The organism is Micromonospora pisi (genome assembly GCF_003633685.1).
GTDB lineage: Bacteria > Actinomycetota > Actinomycetes > Mycobacteriales > Micromonosporaceae > Micromonospora_G > Micromonospora_G pisi.
The window spans coordinates 8,443,353-8,461,245 of sequence record NZ_RBKT01000001.1; the positions used below are offsets into that span (position 1 = coordinate 8,443,353).

At 68.3% G+C, this 17,893-nt stretch carries 18 protein-coding genes; 5 read left to right on the plus strand and 13 right to left on the minus strand.

Features of this window, described 5'->3' with window-relative positions; genetic code table 11:
* Positions 1-21: 21 nt before the first annotated feature.
* A complete protein-coding gene (locus BDK92_RS36805) occupies positions 22-1,848 on the plus strand; it encodes a glucuronyl esterase domain-containing protein (protein WP_147457265.1) in 1,827 nt (608 codons plus the stop codon).
* A gap of 76 nt (positions 1,849-1,924) precedes the next feature.
* On the opposite strand, the gene BDK92_RS36810 is transcribed toward BDK92_RS36805, so the two are convergent.
* From BDK92_RS36810 to BDK92_RS36855, 10 genes are all read right to left on the minus strand, one after another.
* Positions 1,925-2,629, minus strand: a complete 705-nt coding sequence (locus tag BDK92_RS36810; RefSeq protein ID WP_425462286.1) for an ABC transporter ATP-binding protein — start codon at positions 2,627-2,629, stop codon at positions 1,925-1,927.
* Positions 2,626-3,348, minus strand: a complete 723-nt coding sequence (locus BDK92_RS36815; protein WP_121160954.1) for an ABC transporter ATP-binding protein — start codon at positions 3,346-3,348, stop codon at positions 2,626-2,628. Before BDK92_RS36815 ends, BDK92_RS36810 begins: the two co-directional genes overlap by 4 nt.
* The gene (locus BDK92_RS36820; protein ID WP_121160956.1) at positions 3,345-4,352 is read right to left on the minus strand and encodes a branched-chain amino acid ABC transporter permease; all 1,008 of its coding nucleotides are present in this window, start codon (positions 4,350-4,352) and stop codon (positions 3,345-3,347) included. The genes BDK92_RS36815 and BDK92_RS36820 overlap by 4 nt, the downstream gene beginning before the upstream one ends.
* Positions 4,349-5,209, minus strand: a complete 861-nt coding sequence (locus BDK92_RS36825) for a branched-chain amino acid ABC transporter permease (protein WP_121160958.1) — start codon at positions 5,207-5,209, stop codon at positions 4,349-4,351. Before BDK92_RS36825 ends, BDK92_RS36820 begins: the two co-directional genes overlap by 4 nt.
* Positions 5,206-6,471 carry an ABC transporter substrate-binding protein gene (locus BDK92_RS36830; protein WP_121160960.1) on the minus strand — a complete coding sequence of 422 codons (1,266 nt, stop codon included), beginning with the start codon at positions 6,469-6,471 and terminating at the stop codon, positions 5,206-5,208. Before BDK92_RS36830 ends, BDK92_RS36825 begins: the two co-directional genes overlap by 4 nt.
* 123 nt (positions 6,472-6,594) lie before the next feature.
* Entirely contained in the window at positions 6,595-7,908 is a 1,314-nt protein-coding gene (locus BDK92_RS36835; RefSeq protein ID WP_147457266.1) for a hypothetical protein, read from the minus strand.
* A 269-nt stretch (positions 7,909-8,177) separates the two neighbouring features.
* The gene (locus BDK92_RS36840) at positions 8,178-8,432 is read right to left on the minus strand and encodes a hypothetical protein (RefSeq protein ID WP_147457267.1); all 255 of its coding nucleotides are present in this window, start codon (positions 8,430-8,432) and stop codon (positions 8,178-8,180) included.
* 112 nt (positions 8,433-8,544) lie between these two features.
* Positions 8,545-8,916: a peptidoglycan-binding domain-containing protein gene (locus BDK92_RS36845; protein WP_211349502.1), complete on the minus strand. Its 372-nt coding sequence runs from the start codon at positions 8,914-8,916 to the stop codon at positions 8,545-8,547.
* Positions 8,917-9,153: 237 nt separating this feature from the next.
* On the minus strand, positions 9,154-9,597 hold the full coding sequence (locus BDK92_RS36850) for a tyrosine-type recombinase/integrase (protein ID WP_281278673.1): 444 nt from the start codon (positions 9,595-9,597) through the stop codon (positions 9,154-9,156).
* 63 nt (positions 9,598-9,660) lie between these two features.
* Positions 9,661-10,311, minus strand: coding sequence for a TetR family transcriptional regulator C-terminal domain-containing protein (locus BDK92_RS36855; RefSeq protein ID WP_121160966.1), 651 nt, complete (start codon positions 10,309-10,311; stop codon positions 9,661-9,663).
* Positions 10,312-10,365: 54 nt separating this feature from the next.
* Here BDK92_RS36855 and BDK92_RS36860 point away from each other — a divergent pair, with 54 nt between their 5' ends.
* A complete protein-coding gene (locus BDK92_RS36860) occupies positions 10,366-11,205 on the plus strand; it encodes an alpha/beta fold hydrolase (RefSeq protein WP_121160968.1) in 840 nt (279 codons plus the stop codon).
* 418 nt (positions 11,206-11,623) lie between these two features.
* On the opposite strand, the gene BDK92_RS36865 is transcribed toward BDK92_RS36860, so the two are convergent.
* Complete coding sequence (locus BDK92_RS36865; RefSeq protein WP_211349504.1) at positions 11,624-12,625, minus strand: GntR family transcriptional regulator; 1,002 nt, start codon at positions 12,623-12,625, stop codon at positions 11,624-11,626.
* Between the two features lie 101 nt (positions 12,626-12,726).
* Here BDK92_RS36865 and BDK92_RS36870 point away from each other — a divergent pair, with 101 nt between their 5' ends.
* Positions 12,727-13,338, plus strand: coding sequence for a GNAT family N-acetyltransferase (locus tag BDK92_RS36870; RefSeq protein ID WP_121160972.1), 612 nt, complete (start codon positions 12,727-12,729; stop codon positions 13,336-13,338).
* A gap of 38 nt (positions 13,339-13,376) precedes the next feature.
* The gene (locus tag BDK92_RS36875) at positions 13,377-14,258 is read left to right on the plus strand and encodes an alpha/beta hydrolase (RefSeq protein WP_121160974.1); all 882 of its coding nucleotides are present in this window, start codon (positions 13,377-13,379) and stop codon (positions 14,256-14,258) included.
* A 233-nt stretch (positions 14,259-14,491) separates the two neighbouring features.
* Here the strand turns inward: BDK92_RS36875 and BDK92_RS36880 are convergent, their stop codons facing one another.
* Both BDK92_RS36880 and BDK92_RS36885 read right to left on the minus strand, forming a co-directional pair.
* Positions 14,492-15,682 carry an amidohydrolase family protein gene (locus BDK92_RS36880; RefSeq protein ID WP_121160976.1) on the minus strand — a complete coding sequence of 397 codons (1,191 nt, stop codon included), beginning with the start codon at positions 15,680-15,682 and terminating at the stop codon, positions 14,492-14,494.
* Positions 15,679-16,650: a hypothetical protein gene (locus BDK92_RS36885; protein ID WP_211349505.1), complete on the minus strand. Its 972-nt coding sequence runs from the start codon at positions 16,648-16,650 to the stop codon at positions 15,679-15,681. Before BDK92_RS36885 ends, BDK92_RS36880 begins: the two co-directional genes overlap by 4 nt.
* A 385-nt stretch (positions 16,651-17,035) precedes the next feature.
* Between BDK92_RS36885 and BDK92_RS36890 the strand changes: the two genes are divergently transcribed.
* Positions 17,036-17,680, plus strand: coding sequence for a hypothetical protein (locus tag BDK92_RS36890; RefSeq protein WP_147457268.1), 645 nt, complete (start codon positions 17,036-17,038; stop codon positions 17,678-17,680).
* Positions 17,681-17,893: the final 213 nt, after the last annotated feature.

Genomic DNA, 17,893 nt, shown 5'->3' on the forward strand with positions numbered 1-17,893 from the left:
GAAGTTGCGGTGAACAGATGCGTGGATAAATTCGGAGCGTTTCCGACGCTGCCGATCAGCACCATCCAAGATCGTGATCAGATGCTCTGCCAGCTTGGCATCGGGCTGCCGAGTCTGGGTTCGTGGCTCGATGATCCGAACCGTCCGCGAAACGTAACAGGGGACCCGGCGGCCCGGCTCTGGTTTGATGCCCTTGGCCACCCCATGAGGAGGGGAGCGCTGGGCGGGCTTTGGGCGAGCTATGACGACGCGACCGGTGACGGTGCGATCGGACTTGGCACTGGCGACAATCCTGAGGTTGATGGTTGGGAATACACCCCGATTGAGCTGTTGGCGATGAAGAACGGCACGCCTGTGCGGACGCCCGATGATTGGTGGAACAAGCGCCGCCCGGAGATCTTCACGGCAGTCCAGGAGGAGTTGTACGGCAGAATCCCGGATCGCAGTTTGTGGCCGAAGATCACCTGGGAGCTCGGGGAGGTCTCGTACGGCACGGCGGATGGTGTCGCTTACGTCGAGAGGACGGTAACTGGGAACATCGACACGTCCCGTTACCCGCAGGTACGGAACGTGCCGAGGATCTTCGGCACACTCCGGATTCCACGGCAGGCGTACGACGCTCGGACCAAGGTTCCAGTGGTGATCGTGTTCGGTGGAACGGGAAGATGGTCGAACCTTGGACCAGAGGGATGGGGGATCTTCGGGTTCTCCAATGCCCAGCTTCAGCCTGACAGCGGCGGGGCCAATATGTCCAGCTACATCATCGGCCTGATCAACAAGGGGAAGTGGAGGAAACCAGACGACTGGGGCACGTTGGCCGCCTGGAGTTGGGGTATCAGCCGGTTGATCGACTTCTTCGCCGCGCCGACCAGGTACGTCGGTGTCGATGCCAACCGGATCGGGGCGCAAGGGCACTCGCGGTACGGAAAAGCCACGACCGTCGCCGCTGCCTACGATCCGCGAATCAAGGCGGCTTACGCGAGCTCGTCCGGGTCCCTCGGGGCGAGGATGAACCGCCGCCATTGGGGACAGGATCTCGAGGTGGAGGGCGACTACCCCAACAACGCCGGCGAGAGCCTGGAATACCACTGGATGGCGGGAAACTACTTCAAGTGGATGGGCCCGCTGGTTGAAGATCCGGACAACCCCGGCGTCGGCTTGGTGGAGAACGGTACCTACAAGCCGCGCAAGTTGGAGTTGATGAGCGTTGACGGCCACTCGATGGTGGCACTGGCCGCGCCGCGCGTGGTGTACATCACCGGTGGTAACGCCAATGACGGGTGGGCTGACCCGCGCGGCATGTATCTGGCTGGCCTCCACGCCACGGCGGTCTACAACCTGGTTGGTGTCGACGGACTGGTCGTACCTCCGGGCACGGAATTCACCTCAGGCCCCGGTGAGTCGATCGGTGGGACTCCGCCGTTCGACGAGGCGTTCATTGAAGGGTACGTCGGCTTCCGGCGGCAGAACGCTGGCCATGTCGATTCCCCCGGGTGGCCCGCATTCGTCGAGATGTGCAAGAAGGTCTTTGATTTCGTGCCCTTCCCCGATGCGACCGACGTCAAGGCGGGGAAAAAGGTGAGCAGTGGGAAGTGGAAGGTCGAGGGACTGACCGGTCCGACCCCGATCAGTGTCGTCAACGGCGAGTACCAGACCCGAGGAGGCTGGAGCAGTAAGCCGGGTGTCATCAGGAATGGAGACCACATCCGGGTCCGGCACACCAGTTCTCGCTTGGCCGACGCGCCGGTGGTCACCACCCTGAGGGTCGGCGACGACACCTACGCCTTCACCAGCATCACCGCGGCCGACAGCGGGCGTCCACCTCGACGAGATCACGATCATTCCTAGTCGGCCAGCCGAACCTCGCGCCGTCACCATCAGGTCGGTGGTGGCGGCGGGGGTCCCTCGTGGTCGGAAACGCCACTCACAATCCCAGGTACGAGCGCCGTACCTCGTCGGAGCCGGCGAGTTCGTCGGCCGGTCCGGACATCACCACCCTGCCGGTCTGCAACACGTACGCCCGGTCGGCCAACTCCAGGGCGGCGCGTAGGTTCTGCTCCACCAGGAGCACGGTGGTGCCCGAGCGTCGGATCTCGGCCAGCACCTCGAAGATCATTCTGGTGAACTTGGGCGAGATGCCGAGCGACGGTTCGTCGAGCATCAGCAGCTTCGGTCGGCTCATCAGCGCCCTGCCCAGCGCCACCATCTGCTGCTCCCCACCGGAAAGGGTGCCCGCCCGCTGGCCCGAGCGCTCGGCCAGCACCGGGAACAGTTCGTACACCCGGGTCAGCTCGGCCTCGCGCTCCACTTCGGTCCGGTGGTAGCCGCCGAGCAGCAGGTTCTGCAGCACGCTCTGCTGGCCGAACAGTCGCCGCCCCTCGGGGACCAGCACCGCCCCACGCCGGGCGATCCGGAAGGCCGGCAGGTCGCCGATCTCCTCGCCGAGGAACGTCACGGTGCCGCGTACCGGTCGGTGCAGGCCGGACACCGCCTTGAGCAGGGTGCTCTTGCCGGCACCGTTCGCGCCGACCAGGGCCACCAACTCGCCCTGGTCCACCCGCAGGTCGACACCGCGCAGCGCCACCACACCGCCGTAGTCGACGTGCAGGTCGGCGACGCCCAGCATCACAGCGCCCGACCCAGGTACGCCTCGACGACCGCCGGGTCGTTCGCGACGTGCTCCGGCGGCCCCTCGCTGATCTTCTGGCCGTAGTGGAGTACCACGAGCTGGTCGCAGAGCGGCATGATCACCTCCATCACGTGTTCCACCATCAGGATCGTGACCCCGGTGCGGTTGACGTCACGGACGATCTCGACCGCCTCGCGCGCCTCGGTCGGCGTCAGCCCGGAGAGCACCTCGTCGAGCAGCAGCAGCTTCGGTTCGGTGGCCAGCGCCCTACCCATCTCCAACCGCTTCTTCCAGGCCGCGGTGAGCGAGGCCGCCGGCAGGTCCACCACCGGGCCGAGCCCGGCGACGTCGGCGACCTGTCGGGCGTACCGTCGGGCGTCGCGCGGCCGGGGGCGGCGGACGAACGCCGCGGTGGTGAGGTTCTCCAGCACGGTCATCGAGCCGAAGACCCGCATGAGCTGGAAGGTGCGTCCCACCCCGGCGCGGGCCGCCTCGTGTGCCGCCCAACCGGTGACGTCGCGACCGTCGAAGGTGAGCCGACCAGCGGTGGGTCGTTGGGCGCCGGCGACCATCGAGAACAACGTGCTCTTGCCCGCCCCGTTCGGTCCGATGAGCCCCACGATGCCGCCCCGTTCGACCTGGAAGGTCACCTCTCGGTTGGCCCAGAGGCCGCCGAAGCGGCAGGAGAGGTCGTCGATCTTCAATAACGGCCCGCTCATGGCATCGCCCCCGTCTTGTCCCGGGCCGGGCGTCGGGCCCGGGTCAGCCACCGAGCGACCGCCGCCCGCGCCCGGCGCCCGATCGCCAGCAGCCCGCCGGGCTCGGTCACCGACACCAGCACGATCAGCGCGCCGTAGAGCAGCAGGTCCACCGAGCGTCCGCTGCCGGAGAACTCCTGCCGGGTGGCATCCTGCACGAACACCAGCACCCAGGCACCGAGCAACGGTCCCCAGAACCGGCCGACCCCGCCGAGTACCGCCATCAGGGTGAAGGAGACCGACAGGTCCAGGCCGAGCCCGGACGGGGGATCGACAAAGAGCACGTACATCACATAGAAACCGCCGGCGAGCGCGGTGATCGCACCGGAGAGGGCCGCAGCGGCGAGCTTGTACCGGCGTACGTTGATGCCGACCGCGGCCGCCGCGGCCTGGTCGTCGCGGATCGCGCGGACGTAACTGCCGGCCCGGCCGCCCAGGAACAGCCAGACCGCGACGGCGGCGAGACCGAAGAAGCCGAGCGCCACGTAGTAGTACGGCCTTTTGTCCAGCAGCGAGAACTGCAGGTTGGCCAGGGACGGCTCGACCACCGGCAGCTCCCAACCGCTGGCCTGTCCGAGGCCGGGCAGATTGGTGACCAGGATGAAGACGATCTCGGCAACGGCGATGGTCGCGATCGAGTAGTAGTGGTGGCGCAGCCGGAAGCAGGGGTAGCCGACAACGGCGGCGATCAGCGCGGCCAGCGGCAGCGACACCGCGATCGACAGCCATGGCGACCAGCCGTCGCGTACCAGCAGGGCGGTGGTGTAGGCGCCGGTGCCGAAATAGAGCGCGTGGCCGAAGGAAACCTGTCCGGCGTAGCCGCCGAGCAGGTTCCAGCCGGTGGCGGCGATGCCGAAGGTCAGCGCCAGGATGCCGATGTTGTGCGCCGCCGAACCGGTGAAGACCATCGGGTACGCGGCCAGTGCGGCGACGATCAACGCCGCCCTGATGACTCGCGGGCTCATCGGGTCCCCAGTAGTCCCTGTGGGCGTACCAGGACGACCACCAGGTACAGGGCCAGTGCCACCGCGAGGGTGTAGCTGGGCGCGTACAGCCCGACCACTCCCTGCGCGACGCCGACCAGCAGCCCGGCCAGGGCGGCGCCGGTGATGCTGCCGAAGCCGCCGAACGCCACGACGACAAAGGCCATCAGCGCGAAGCTCACCCCGGCGGTCGGGGAGGCGGAGTACGAGTTCATCAGCAGGGCGCCGGCGACACCGGTGGCGAAGCCGGCGATCACCCAGCAGAGGGCGTACATTCTGCGCGGGTCGATGCCCATCAGCGACGCCGCGGCCGGATCCTCCCCGGCGGCGCGTACGGCACCGCCGAGGCGGGTGCGGTTCATGAAGAACGCCACCGCGCCGGTGGCGACCAGGGCACCGACCGCCATGATCGCCTGTGGGCCGCCGATCACGACCCCGCCGATCTCCCAGCGCAGCCCGACGGCCCAGGGCCGGGGCACGGTACGGGTGTTCGGTGTCCAGAGGAACTGGGCCAGTCCGCGCAGGAACACCTGTAGTCCGAAGGTGACGATGACCTGGGCGAGTGGGGACGAGCCCAGGACCCGGCCGACCGCGCCGACGTACATCAGCGCGCCGGTGAGGGCGATCGAGACACCGGCGAGCGGGATGGAGAGCAGCGGGTCGAGACCCAGCAGTGACCAGGCGAAGAACGAGGTGTACATGCCGAGCATCACCATCTCGCCGTGGGCGAAGTTGATGACGTCCATGACGCCGTAGATGAGTGTCAGCCCGACCGCCACCAGTGCGAGGACCGCGCCGATGAGCAGTCCGTTGACGACTGACTGGAGCAGGTCGTTCACTGCCGCGCCCTGATCATCGGCCAAACCGCCTCGGTCGAGGCAAGGTCGGCGGGGTGGACGACACGGTAACGGCCGTCGAGCATCTGCTCCACCACCCCGGCGGCACCGGTGTTCTGTCCCTTGCCGTCGAACCTGATGCCGGTCCACGGCATGATCGTTTTCTCGCCCGGTACGTCGAGGGCGCGCAACGCGTCCCGTACGGCGGCCGGCTCGACCGACCCGGCGGCGTCGATCGCCTGGGCCAGGGCCAGTACGGCGGTGAAGGCGCGCGCCGAGTTTTCCGTCATCGGTGCCCCGTAGCGCTGTTGGAACAGTTCCGCCACGGTCTTGGCCGCAGGCCGTTTCGCGGCGATCTCGCCCGACCAGGCGGCCCGGGTAGAGACCCCGTCGGCCAGTTCGCCGAGACCGGACGCGAACGCCGGGTCGGCGAAGCCGGTGCCGTACGCCAGCAGCGCCGGCGGGTGATAGGCGAGCTGGTCGAGCGTTTTCATCAGCTTGATCGCCGCGTCGGTGTAGGCGAGCACGAACAGCACGTCAGGGTTCTTCGCGCGTACCTGGGTCACCTGCGAGGCCAGGTCGGCCGCGGTGGGGTCGAATGCCACGTTGACCACGACCGGCAGGCCGATCTCGGCTGCGACCTTCTCGGTGACGCCGGCGCCGTCGTTGCCGAACTGGTCGTTGCTGTGGAACACGCCGACCGTGCCGATCCGCTCACCCTTGGCCTGACGGGCCCTCAGGTAGTCGAACATGGAGCGGGCGAAGGTCTCGTCGGTCGGACCGGTCCGGAAGAACCACTTCAGACCCCGTTCGGTCAGCGCCACCGACGACGACGCCTCGTTGACAAACGGCACACCGAGTCGCTCGGCCCGCTGGCTGGCGGTCAGCGTCACCCCGGACTGGTAGGAGCCGATCACCGCGGCGACCTTCTCCGTGGTCACCAGCCGATCCACCTCACCGGCCCCGACCTCGGGTTTGCCCTGGGTGTCACCGGTGATCAGCTTGATCGGCGCACCACCGAGTCCGGGAAGGCCCGCGCCCGGGGCCAGTGGCAGGTCGACCCCGGGGTGGTCGTTGTTGACGATGTCGACGGCGAGCTCAGCGCCGTGTAGTACGTCGGTGCCCTGGGTGGCGTTCGGCCCGCTCAATGGCCACAGGCCGGCGAGGCGTACCTCCGTGCCGGCTCCGGCCTCGTCTCCGTCCCCGCAGGCGGCGACCCCGACGACGAGCGCTAGAGCCATGGTGATGCTGACGAATCTGCGCATGGTGGGGCCTTTCTTCGCGGCCAGCCCGGGTACGGGCCGGGGGAGTTGCTGCGCGGAACGGGCACCGCCGGGGCGGGGTGGTGCCCGGCCGGGCGGGGTCGTGCTCCCGCCCGGCCGGTGGGTTCAGGCCACGGCCGCGCCGGCGGCCTTCACCAGGGCGATGGTCTGTTCGATGGTCTGGGCCCGGTCGGCGGCGAACGGGCCATCGATGATGGCGAGCGGGTTCTGTGGGTAGACCAGCGCCGAGATGTGCAGGTGCCCGCCGGGTACGTCGGTTGCGCCGAGTGCGGTCCGCAGCCGGTTCGAGCGGTACATGCTCTCGTTCGACAGGTAGTTGCCGCCGCCGCCGGCCTGTGCCTGTGCGTCGGCCGAGGGGCCGTTGTTGTGGCAGGAGACCAGCGCCGGGTCGGGGCGGGTGTTTCCGGTCCATTCGCAGATCCGCGGGTTGAGCGCCACCGGCCAGGGTGTCGTACCGGCGTCGATCATCCGCTGGTACGGCAGGGTGGTCTCGATGAACTCCGGGTTGGGGGTCGGCTGCGGCCAGTTCGTCACCTGGGGCACCAGCTCGGGGGTGCCCTCGTTGTTGTTGTCCGGGTTGCCGCCGCGCCAGGCGCCGGCCCACTGTTCGATCGCCATCTGCCCCCGCAGGCCCTGGCTGATCGTCATGATCAGGTCGGCGCGTTGTTTGCCGCCCCGGGTCAGGTGTGGGCCGAAGGTGTCCTCGACGTAGCCGAGGTCGAATCCGCTCCAGGTCACCGGTAGCGACACCGCCTGGATCTGCACCGTACGGTCACCAGCCTGGTACTGCTGCCCGTCGAGTTGCAGGGCCGAGGCGCCGGACGGGTTCGACCGCCGGATCTCGCCGTTGAGTTGGTACGGATCGAAGCCGCTGACCAGCACGCGGGTGACCTTGCCACTGGTGGAGAAGTCGGTCGAGCTGATGCCCCGGGAGGCGTACTCGAAGGTCTTGAGCAGCGACGCGCGGGCGTCGGGGGAGAGGGCGAACCGGGGCGTCCACTGGCGCAGGTCGCGGGTCAGGATCAGGCGCGACCAGTAGAGCGGGCGGTCGTCGTACCGTTCGATGCTGCCCATCCAGCGTTTGCCCTGGGCCCGGTCGACGGCGGTCCGCCACAGCTCGTCGCCCCGGGTCTGGAGCAGCTTGTCGGCCTCCCGGACCGACCGTACGCCGCACAGGTCGTTGCTGAGGCGCTGGACCAGGCCGGTGAAGCCACCCAACTCGACGAGCGTGTGTGGAACCTGGGCACCGCCGGGAAGCGCGGGTGTGTCGATCCGCGTCTCCTCGTACGTCGTCGGCGCGGTCCGGTCGTAGCAGGGACCGGTCGGCTGGACCGGTCGCGCGACCGCCGGTCCGGGCAGCAGTACCAGCGATGCGGCGATGGCGGTGGCGCCGAGCCACGGGGTCTTGCGCATGCTCACAGTTGTGCCTTCCTCGGTCGGTGCGCCGCCCCCGGCGTTCCGGTCACCGCCGGTGCGCGGAGTCGACGCGACAACTGGGTTGGTGGGAGCGTCTCGATGCTGCGACAGGGTGGGTGGGGTCGTGCCCGTGCTGCCGGGGCCGCTCGTCGGCCATTGACCCGCGCCGTCGTCGGACGGAGCTGTCGGGATCGACGGTTGTCCGCATGGCGCCTCCTGCCGGAACGGCCGTGAGTGTCGCCCATCAGGTTGTCAGACTGTTGATCAATCCGTCAATATCGATGTTCGAGCGCCGGGTCGCGTCGCGTAGAGCCGTTCTGTACCCGCAGGTCGAATTTGACTGTGCGAGCACCCGCCTCGGCGCCGAGCTCGCCGCCGCCGGCCGCGCCCGCCCCGAGCTGGTCGAGCAGCTCGCCACCGTCACCAGCGAGCGGGACACCGTCCGTGCCGACGTCACCCGCCTCAACGCCGAGCTGGCCGAAGCCGGCCGAACTCGCGCCGAGCTGGTCGACCAGGCGTCGGGCCAAGACGGCACGCACACCTGGCGCTGGCCGGGACCGCGCCCAGGGCGGTCCCGGCCAGCGCCAGGATGATGCTCAAGACTCCGAGTGGCGGCGGTTTAGTCCGTTAGATCACCTGCTAGGTGCATGTCGCGTAATAGAGGCTGCCGCCCTGGTAGGTCCACAGGAAGTCGCACATCCGTCCCCTGGTTTGCGATCCGACGATGCCGTCAACCCCGATATTCTCAACGCTCTGGAAACACCTGGTGGCATTCGTCGTTGCTGGGCCGAACTGCCCATCGACCGCCAGGGTGGGGCGACAGATTTGCTTCACCGCCATGTAGAAGTTGAGGTCTTGCTGCCAGAGTCGGACTGCGGATCCGGTGTTTCCCGGACCGAGCGGAATCGGAAGGGCGGCCTGCGCCGGCAGCGCTTGACTGAGTGACAGGGCAAGCGTTCCCAGCAGGGCGACCAACATGGTCGCGCCTCTCCGCATGACGTGGGATGCCATCCATGCTCTCCTTCGCTTCGACTCAGGCGGGGCACCTGGGTCTTTCCTGTAACAGTCTCATCGATATAGATGGATCCAGGCATCCTGATTCAACCGTGATCGAAAAAGGGTCATCAAGACAAATTTGGACAACACTGGTGGCAAGGAGCGCATCGTCGAGATCGTGTAACTACCCCCTCCGACGTCAACGCGAATGACCCGGCGTCTGATGTACTCAGGTTGCCCGCAGGGGCCTCATCACCGGTCGACGGTGAGCCGGGCGACGGCGGCGTCGAGGTCATCGTCGGTGGGCAGGGTGTAGATCCGGGTCGACTCCAGGGACGCGTGACCGAGTAGCTCGGCGACGGTGACGAGGTCGGTGCCGGCCCGGATCAGGTCGGTGGCGAAGGTGTGCCGCAGCACGTGCGGGGTGATGAGGTCGGCGAGTCCGGCGGCGGCCGCGATCGCACCGACTATCTCGTCGGCGGTCCGCGTCGACATCCGGCCGCCGGCCCGGTTGAGGAACAGTGCCGGGTTGGTGTCGGCGCCGGGCCAGTCCCGTCGTACGACGAGCCAGGCGTTGAGTGCGTCGCCCATCTCCGGGTGTACCGGCACGGACCGGTTGCGGCGGCACTTGCCCCCATCGCGTGTACGCGTCTCGGCATCTGGGTGCGGGGCGCTCGGGGTTCCATGAGCCCTCACCGACCCTCGTCCACTCCCGGCCGAGGTGCGGCCACGATCATCGTGCCGGGCAGGCCGTGTCGATCAGGCGCTCGCGGGGCGGACGGGCGGCTGACCGGCGAGGCGCATCAGCATGGCGTCGACCATTTGGGTAAGGCGGCGCGGGTTCCGTTCGGCTTTGACGACGACCTGCAAGCCTTGGAGCAGGGTCATCAGCATGGTCGCTTCGGTGTCGACGTCGGTGTCCGCCGGGATCTCGCCGCGTTGTGCCGCGGCCGTCAGGCCCTGCCGGAAACCGTCTTCGACCAGCGCCAGGATCTCTTGGACGATCTGGCTGGCGGCTTCGTCACGGGGCAGTCGTTCACCCACGGTGTTGACCGCGATACAGCCACGTGGAACGGCCTCGTTGGCGGCGGCCTCGAGATAGTCGATCAGGACCTCGCGGATGCGGGGTAGGACTGGGCCGCCCGCGAGCAGCTTCGGCGTGAGCTGTCGGGTTTGGGTGTCCCGGTAGTGCGCAAGCGCCCGTAGGAAGAGCGTGTGCTTGTCGGTGAAGGTGCGGTAGAGGCTGCCCGGGTGTAGGCCGAGGTGCGTGGTGAGCGCGGCCATGGAGCTTGATTCGTAACCGTTTGTCCAAAAATATTGCATGGCCCGCTCCAGGATGTCGGTCTCCGTGAATCCTCGAGGTCTGGGCACGGATGCCATGCTAGCGGGTATTTGAACGCGCGTACACATAGCTGCTAGCCTGGGCGAACATTGCGAACGAGCGTTCACAAACGAGGAGGGTAGATGCTCGCCGGATTCGAGGACGGCTACGCCGACGTCAACGGCACCACGCTTCACTACGTTGCCGGTGGTGCGGGCGAGCCCCTGATGCTTCTGCCCGGCTGGCCGATGACGTGGTGGGAGTACCACAAGGTGATGCCGATCTTGGCGCGCCGGTACCGGGTGATTGCCGTCGATCTGCGCGGCATGGGTGACTCCGACAAACCCGAAGCCGGATACGACAAGAAGAACATGGCACGGGACGTGGCGGAGCTGGCCCGCCAACTTGGCTACGACCGGGTCAACATCGCCGGTTCCGACATCGGGGCGATGGTGGCGTTTAGCTTCGCGGCCAACCACCCCGATCTGACCCGGAAGCTCGCGATGATCGAGGTGCCACATCCGGACACCTTCTTCTACCAGTTCACCGTGCTACCGCAGCCCGGACAGCCGCACCTGTGGTGGTTCGCCTTCAACCAGGTCAAGGACCTGCCCGAGCGGTTGCTCGCCGGCCGGGCCCGGCTGCTCATCGACTGGTGCGTCGACCACATGGCCAGCGACCTGGACGCGATCGACGAGCAGAGCCGCGCGATCTACGCCGCCGCGTACGACCAACCAGGCGCGATTCGCGCCGCCAACGGCTGGTACCAAGCGTTCCCCCAGGACATCGAGGACATGCGGACCTACGACACGCTCTCCGTGCCGGTGCTCGCCCTGGGCAGCCTCTACTACCAGGCGATGCCGATCGCCCTAGCCGACAAGGCGACGGACATCCGGTTCCTGGAGATCTCCAATGCCGGCCACTACCTCGCCGAGGAACGACCCGACGACCTCGTACGGGCACTCACCGACTTCTTCGGATAACTCATCGGAAATCGCAGCGCGTGCAGGCTGTGTGGCAAGAACGCGCTCTTAAATCGACAGATCTGGACGTCCTCGCAGTTGGACGCACCAGGGTCGACGGCTACCGTTAGTGACGGACGCGCCAGGACCTGCGCGGGTGCGTTGGCTGGCCCGCCTACCGGATTCACGGCTGCCATCGGCGGTGCGATACCACCCCGTGAGTCAAGGCGGACAGCGCACAAGAGCAATCCCTTGCATCCCTTCCTCGGACTGGCGGCGCTCGCGCGAGCGGCTCGCGCGTTCTCAGCGGCAGACCGACCGAACCCATTAGATCCGGACGCTTGGCGCGTCTCCGGGGGACGTGCCGCCCGGACATTCCTGCGGGTGTTCGGTGGAGCCGGACGCGGGGTCATGGCCGCGTCAACTGTCCGCGGCCTCCTCATGACCGTGTTTGGGCGTGATCCTCCAGCATGGTGGCGAAACCGTCGAGATGGCGTGCGAGACCGTACTCGAATAGTCCACCCAGGTCCGACGCGGTTTCCGTCGGGATCGTGGCCAGCAATGGAAATCTTCCACCGTCGAGGAGTTGGTCGGCTCGCTTCTGCTGTGCCAGCCGCCACCCATCGAGCGTGACACCGGTTTCCTGCTCCGATTCGACCTCGGCCGCCATGGACAGCGCGACGGTGACCACCAGTCCGTGGAGCGTGAGCGCCTCGCGGATCCGTGTCGTCATGGGCAGCCCGAGCCCGTCGAGCGCGCGCAGGGTCCACTCGGTGTGCGCCATCATGTTGGGCACAAGAGCCGGACGGGTGAATGAGACGGCCCTGGGCAGCCAGAGGTGTCGCCGGCACAGTTCCCACTGTTGGCGGGAGATCAGTTCGAGTTTCGCGCGCCACCCGGGCGGTCCCGGTACGGGGAGTTCAGATTCGCCGAAGACGTCGTCGGCCATCTGCGTCACCAGTTCGTCCTTGCTTGCCACGTGCCGGTAAAGCGACATCGGGCCGACGCCGAGGTCGGCCGAGAGACGTCGCATAGACACTGCGTCGAGTCCCTCGCCGTCGGCTATCGCGATTGCGGCACGGAGAACGTGCTTCCGGCTCAGTGGCTGCCTGAGGGTGCCGGCCTGCCGCGGTCTCTGCGATGCGGACGCGCTGACCGGGTGCTTGCGGCGGGTGTGGTTGCTGACCACCGTTCCGGAACCGACCGTCGCTTCGACCAGCCCGCTGTCGCGGAGAGTCGCCATCGCTCTGGTCGCGGTCGCAATCGCGACGCCCCATCGCTGGGCGATTTGCCGGACGGAGGGTATCCGGTCGCCGGGCCGCAGGTCGCCGGTCAGGATTCGGCCGCGGATCTCCTCGACGATCCGCCGGTATGGCGGATCCGGGCGCGGCGTTGGCGAAGGCATGGGTGCCCTCCGATCTGCTGGTGAGGTGTCGTGCACCTGGAATGTACTAGTTCGGTTTTCGCCTGGCTAGTACACTTCATCTGTTTGGCTAGACCACGTCAGCGCAATTCCGCCGGGTGCGGAGATACGGTGTACGCATGACCGAAGATACGTCGTACGCACCCGTGTGGCAGGCAGCTGACGCAGAGCGGCAGGCGGTATCGGACGTCCTCACTGAGGCGTTCATGGACGATCAGCTCACCTGTTGGCTCTTCCCCACATCGGGTGAACGCGGTCGTCTTCAGTCGTACTTCTACGGCCACCTGCTGGATCGGAGCGCCGCCGAGGCATATCTGGTCGGCCGTGGTGAGGGTGCCTCGGTGTGGCTGGCGTTGGCTGCGGGCCAGGCACCCGACGAGGAACGTCCGGACGCGTCCGTCGTGGACCAGAACTCGGTTTTTGGCGAGAACGGCGCGCGGTTGCGGACTCTGGGGCGGGCACTGGCCGAGCGGCATCCCCGTCGTGAATCGCACCTCTACCTCTCGTGCATGGGGGTGGTGGGTGGGCGACAGGGCGCCGGACTCGGCTCGGCGATGTTGCGCCACCGGTTGGAGCGAGCGGACGCCGACGGGCTCGCGGTGTACCTGGAGGCGAGTTCGCCCCGAAGCCGTGCCCTCTATCTGCGGTACGGCTTCGAGGACCTCGGTGAACCGGTTCGCGTCGCGGACAGCCCGCTCCTGTGGCCGATGTGGCGCCAACCGCGCCGTTGACCGCTCCATCAACTTCACAAGCGCAAGGGAGAATTTCGATGACTACCAAAGACACCGCCACTGGTGATCGCCGGCCGCCGACCCTGGTTTTCGTACACGGCACCAACTCATCGTCGTACCTTTGCTCGGGACTGATCACCGAACTCACCTTGCGGGGGCACCGGTGCGTGGCCGTCGACCTTCCGGGACACGGCGCTGAAGGATTCTTCCCCCGCTCGTACCAGGCCCCGCAGGACCTCGAAGGGCTGGCAACCGAGCCGTCGCCCCTCGCCAACATCACCATTGACGACTACGTCGAGCGCGTCGTGGACGTGGTGCGCCGCGCTCGCCGCCACGGCCCCGTGATCCTGGCCGGCGCCAGCCAGGGCGGCGTCACCGTGAACAGGGTCGGCAACGCCATCCCCGAACTGCTCGATCGGGTCGTCTACATGGCGGCGTACTGCTGCGTCGACCTGCCGAACGTGGCCGCTTATCTTGCCACCCCAGAGAACAGCGACAGCCTGCTATCCCTGGTGACCCAGGCAGTGGTCGCCGATCCCGCGATCCTGGGGGTGGCCCGGGTCAACTGGCGCTCGGCCGACCCGTCGGTGTTCGACGGCATCAAGCAGTGCCTCGCCGGCGACTTCACTGACGAGGCGGTGAGCCGGCTGCTCAACACGCTCGAGCCTGACGAGCCCGCCAGCATCCCCCTGGCCGACGCCCGCGGCGAAGCGGACACCTGGGGTCGGATTCCCCGAACGTACGTGCGTTTCACCCGCGACCGGCTGATCCCACCTGCGCTACAGGACCGGTTCATCGTCGAGGCCGACCGCCTCACCCCGGACAACCCGACCGACGTGCGAAGCGTCGCGGCTCCCCACGTCGGCCCGTTCGACCGACTCGAACTGGTGGAGATCTTCGCCGAACTCGCGGGCCGCTGACCAGGCGCACAAGGGCCGACCTTCTCAGCCTCGACCAGCATCCCGCTTGTTGGCTTGGTGGGCGAAGTCCCAGCGGGTGGCGCGGTGTGGCCCGGCGGAGGCCACGCCAGCCGCCGTCTGCAGCGTGAGCTGGTACAGGTGCCAGGGCGGGGGGACCCGCACTGGCACGCTGCACGGGGCGGTGAGTGGTAGCTCAGACCATCAACCATCGATCATCGACCCCATGGAATCGATCATCTGCTCACCGGGTCGCCGGCACGGTACACGGCGAGCGGGCGGCGCAGTACCGTGATGTCGCTCGTCGGGTCGCCGTCCACGACCAGCAGGTCGGCGTCGAATCCGGCACGGACGCGGCCCTTGCGCCCTCCCAGGCCACAGACCTCGGCGCCGACCGAGGTGGCTGCGGCGAGGGCGGCGGTGGCGGGTATGCCGCACGCGACGTACTCGACGAGCGTCTCTGGCAGGATCCCGTGTGGCTTCGCCGGGCCGAGACCCGCGTCCGACCCGGCCAGCAGGCGGACCCCGGCCCGGTGCAGGGTGGCGGCGCCGTCGTGCAGCGCGGCCTCGCTCAGCCCGGCCCGCGCCGCCATCGCCACCACCTCCGGCGGCGTGACCACGGCCGGGTCGGTGCCGAGCGTGACACAGACCGCCACGCCGGACGCGGCCAGGCGGTCCGCGATCTCGTCGGGGACGTGGGCGCCGGTCGTGGTCACGCACGTGCAGTGCTCGATGCCGTCGACACCGGCGCGCAGCGCCTGCTCGACCGCGCTGAGCGCGTGCGCGTGCGCGGTCACCGGCAGGCCCAGCTCGTGCGCCCGGGTCACCGCCGCGGTCAGCTCCTGGTCGGTGAACTGCGGCCGGGTGGTGTCGGTGCCGGGGGTGAACACCCCGCCGCTGGCCATGACCTTCACCAGGTCGGCGCCGGCCGCCGCCCGCAGCCGTACGGCCTCGCGGATCCCGTCGACGCCGCTCGCCTCGCCCCCCATCGACCAGCAGTGCCCACCGACGCTGGTGACCGGCGCGCCCGACCCCACCACCGTTGGCAGGCCTTCGCGCACCTCCCGGTCCCGCCACCGGAGCACGGCGTCGCGCCGGTCGCCCAGGTCCCGTACGGTCGTGACGCCGGCCGCCAGGTGCGCGCGCAGCGACGCCTCGATGACCGCGTCGAGGTCCGTCTCGGGACGTTCGGCGAGCCGGCCGAGCGCGTCGAGCCGGGCATCGGCGCACAGGTGCACGTGCGCGTCGACCAGGCCGGGCAGCACGGTGCCGTCCGGCTCCTCGCGTACCGGCCACCCCTCCGGCGCCTCGGCCCAACCCCGGTGCACCTCGGCGATGTGCCCGTCGTCCAGCAGGACCAGCACCCCGCCGTCCACGAGCCGCTCGCCGTCGAACATTCGCGCCGCCCGGACAGCGTGCTGCGTCATCGGCCCTCCCCTTTGAGCTCAACCGTTCCGGCCAGACTCTCAGCTGACGGCGCCCGCGAACACGGGGCCCTGGTCAGCGTGTAATACGACGCGGAAGCCACCAGCAGTCCGATGCCCCAGAATGTGTATCCCAACATCTCAAGCAGCAACGGCAGCAACGGACCACCGAAGTCACCGCGAATCCAGGCGGTCATACCGGCGATGCCGAAGTACGCGGTCAGGCTCGCTCCGATGAACAGCCCGACGCCGAGTACCGGCCACCGGGGCACCGCCCGCCCGCGCAGCGGGCCCAGCCACGCCGGCCAGAGCCGGCCCCAGCGGTGCACCAGAGCCAGCGGCAGCATCGTGCCGGCCAGGCTCATCAACGCGAGGAAGACCACCATCGCGGTCCAGGAGAATTCGTTCGCTTTGCTCGCCGCCGACGGCCACCGGCCCGCGACCGTGTCGTCCAACCACACGCTCATCCGCGCCAGGAACCCACCGATGGCGAGGTAGGCGCCAGCATAGGCCCAGCCGGGAGATTTCTCCTCCCGACGCTCCGGCGACCTGCCGTGGACCCGCCCACAGGACTCGCACGGATGCGCGGCCAGGCGTCGCTCGCGCGCGGCAATGACCAGGCAGAAGACGCCACCAGTGGCGCCGCTACCGGTGGCCAGCAGGCTGACCACCTTGTCGGTGCCACCGCCCTCGAACAGAAGTGACACGATGATGACCGGAAAGAGGAACGAGTACACGCACAGGGCGACGCCCGCAGCGGCGTTGAGACCGGCGAGCACGTAGTGGCGGGTGTCGCTCAGTCCTCGACGGGCGCCCGGTACGACGGCCGCGCAGCCGAGCAAGGCGACCGCGGCAATGACCACGGGAACCCATCCGCCGGGGAAGTAGGATTCTCTGCCCATCAGGAAACGCGGCGCACCGCCGATGGCCCATTGCAGGTGGACCAGCGCGTAAGCGGCCTGCCACGCCACTGCGAAGAGCCCGAACCTGCTCGCCGGTCCGCCGGCGACACCTGCGGGCCGACCCAGGACATCGGCGTTCATGACAGCATCACCATGGCCGCAGTCTCCCGGCCCCACCTTTGACAGCGCTGAGAGAACCTGAGGCGCTGCTCAGCCGGCGGTCACTGCCGCCTACAGGGTAGACAGCCGGTTGGGTGGGGCGGTCGACGTGCTGATGGAGCCATCGGAGCACGATTCGCCCGGCCCGAACCGCGGCACCGGGTTCGGGTTCGTAAGCGGGCGGCTGGCACCAGCCGAGAGAGTCGCATGGGCGCCGTCCGGACGCTGGCGTCATGTCGGGCGACGAGCGCCTCGCGGCTGTTAGCGCGTTGAGCGGATGAGCTTGCCGGATCGCGTGGACCAGCAGCTCTTGAAGGGGCGCGGGGTTGTTAGGATGTCGTCCGCATTCGCGGTCGGCTCACAGGGGCTCAACCGGTTCGTCGGGGTCGGCGGCGGACTCGGTAGGCTTCCCGCCGTGACCGCCCCAGACCTGCCTGTGTTCGCCCTCGACCTACACGTCGTGGCCGACCACGGCCAGATATACATCTACTCCGAGGCCGCGCTCGACCAGGAGAACGACGACCTCTATGAGGACGCGTTCGACGACGCGACCGACAACGAGCGGTTTGTGGGCACAGGGGGAGGCCTGGTCGTCCTGGTGACGCCAGGCACGCGGAACGCGCGTACGCCTATGTGCGTGCAGGTCTGGGCCGCCGAGCCGACCGCCGACACCGAGAGGTGGTCGCACGAGGTCGACATCGACTTGGACGTCCCGGACGGACGGCTGGTGTTCTGTGCGTCCGGCTTCGCCGAGGAGATTCCGGTCGAGATTCCCGCAGGCAGCTACCGGGCGCGTGTTTCCGGTGCCGGCTATCTGGAGAGGGGCGACGCTGGCGCGGACGGTGACGACTACTACCGCCTTCAGTTCTGGCCGCGCTTGACGGACGCCGATCCCGTCCTGCGTAAGTACTGGCCAGGCTGGGCAGGCTACAACGATTGACGCGCACCGGCTCGTCAGCCGCGTGACCGGACCAGGTGTACTGCCCGGCACGTTGGTCGGGATTGTGTGCGACACGATCTGATGTCGTAGGCGGGTGAAGGCCTCCGGTTGCGGAGTGGAGCTGTCCGGGAACCGCTCCGGCAGCAGGAGGCTTCGTGTTCCACGCTACCGGTGCCGGGTCAACCGCCTGTCGCACATCGACCGGGCCACCGG

Coding starts and splice junctions, on each gene's coding strand:
- BDK92_RS36855 (WP_121160966.1), bottom strand. CDS start 10,311: ATGTGTACGCGCGTTCAAATACCCGCTAGCATGGCATCCGTGCCCAGA.
- BDK92_RS36830 (WP_121160960.1), bottom strand. CDS start 6,471: ATGCGCAGATTCGTCAGCATCACCATGGCTCTAGCGCTCGTCGTCGGG.
- BDK92_RS36820 (WP_121160956.1), bottom strand. CDS start 4,352: ATGAGCCCGCGAGTCATCAGGGCGGCGTTGATCGTCGCCGCACTGGCC.
- BDK92_RS36870 (WP_121160972.1), top strand. CDS start 12,727: ATGACCGAAGATACGTCGTACGCACCCGTGTGGCAGGCAGCTGACGCA.
- BDK92_RS36845 (WP_211349502.1), bottom strand. CDS start 8,916: ATGGCATCCCACGTCATGCGGAGAGGCGCGACCATGTTGGTCGCCCTG.
- BDK92_RS36880 (WP_121160976.1), bottom strand. CDS start 15,682: ATGACGCAGCACGCTGTCCGGGCGGCGCGAATGTTCGACGGCGAGCGG.
- BDK92_RS36860 (WP_121160968.1), top strand. CDS start 10,366: ATGCTCGCCGGATTCGAGGACGGCTACGCCGACGTCAACGGCACCACG.
- BDK92_RS36875 (WP_121160974.1), top strand. CDS start 13,377: ATGACTACCAAAGACACCGCCACTGGTGATCGCCGGCCGCCGACCCTG.
- BDK92_RS36815 (WP_121160954.1), bottom strand. CDS start 3,348: ATGAGCGGGCCGTTATTGAAGATCGACGACCTCTCCTGCCGCTTCGGC.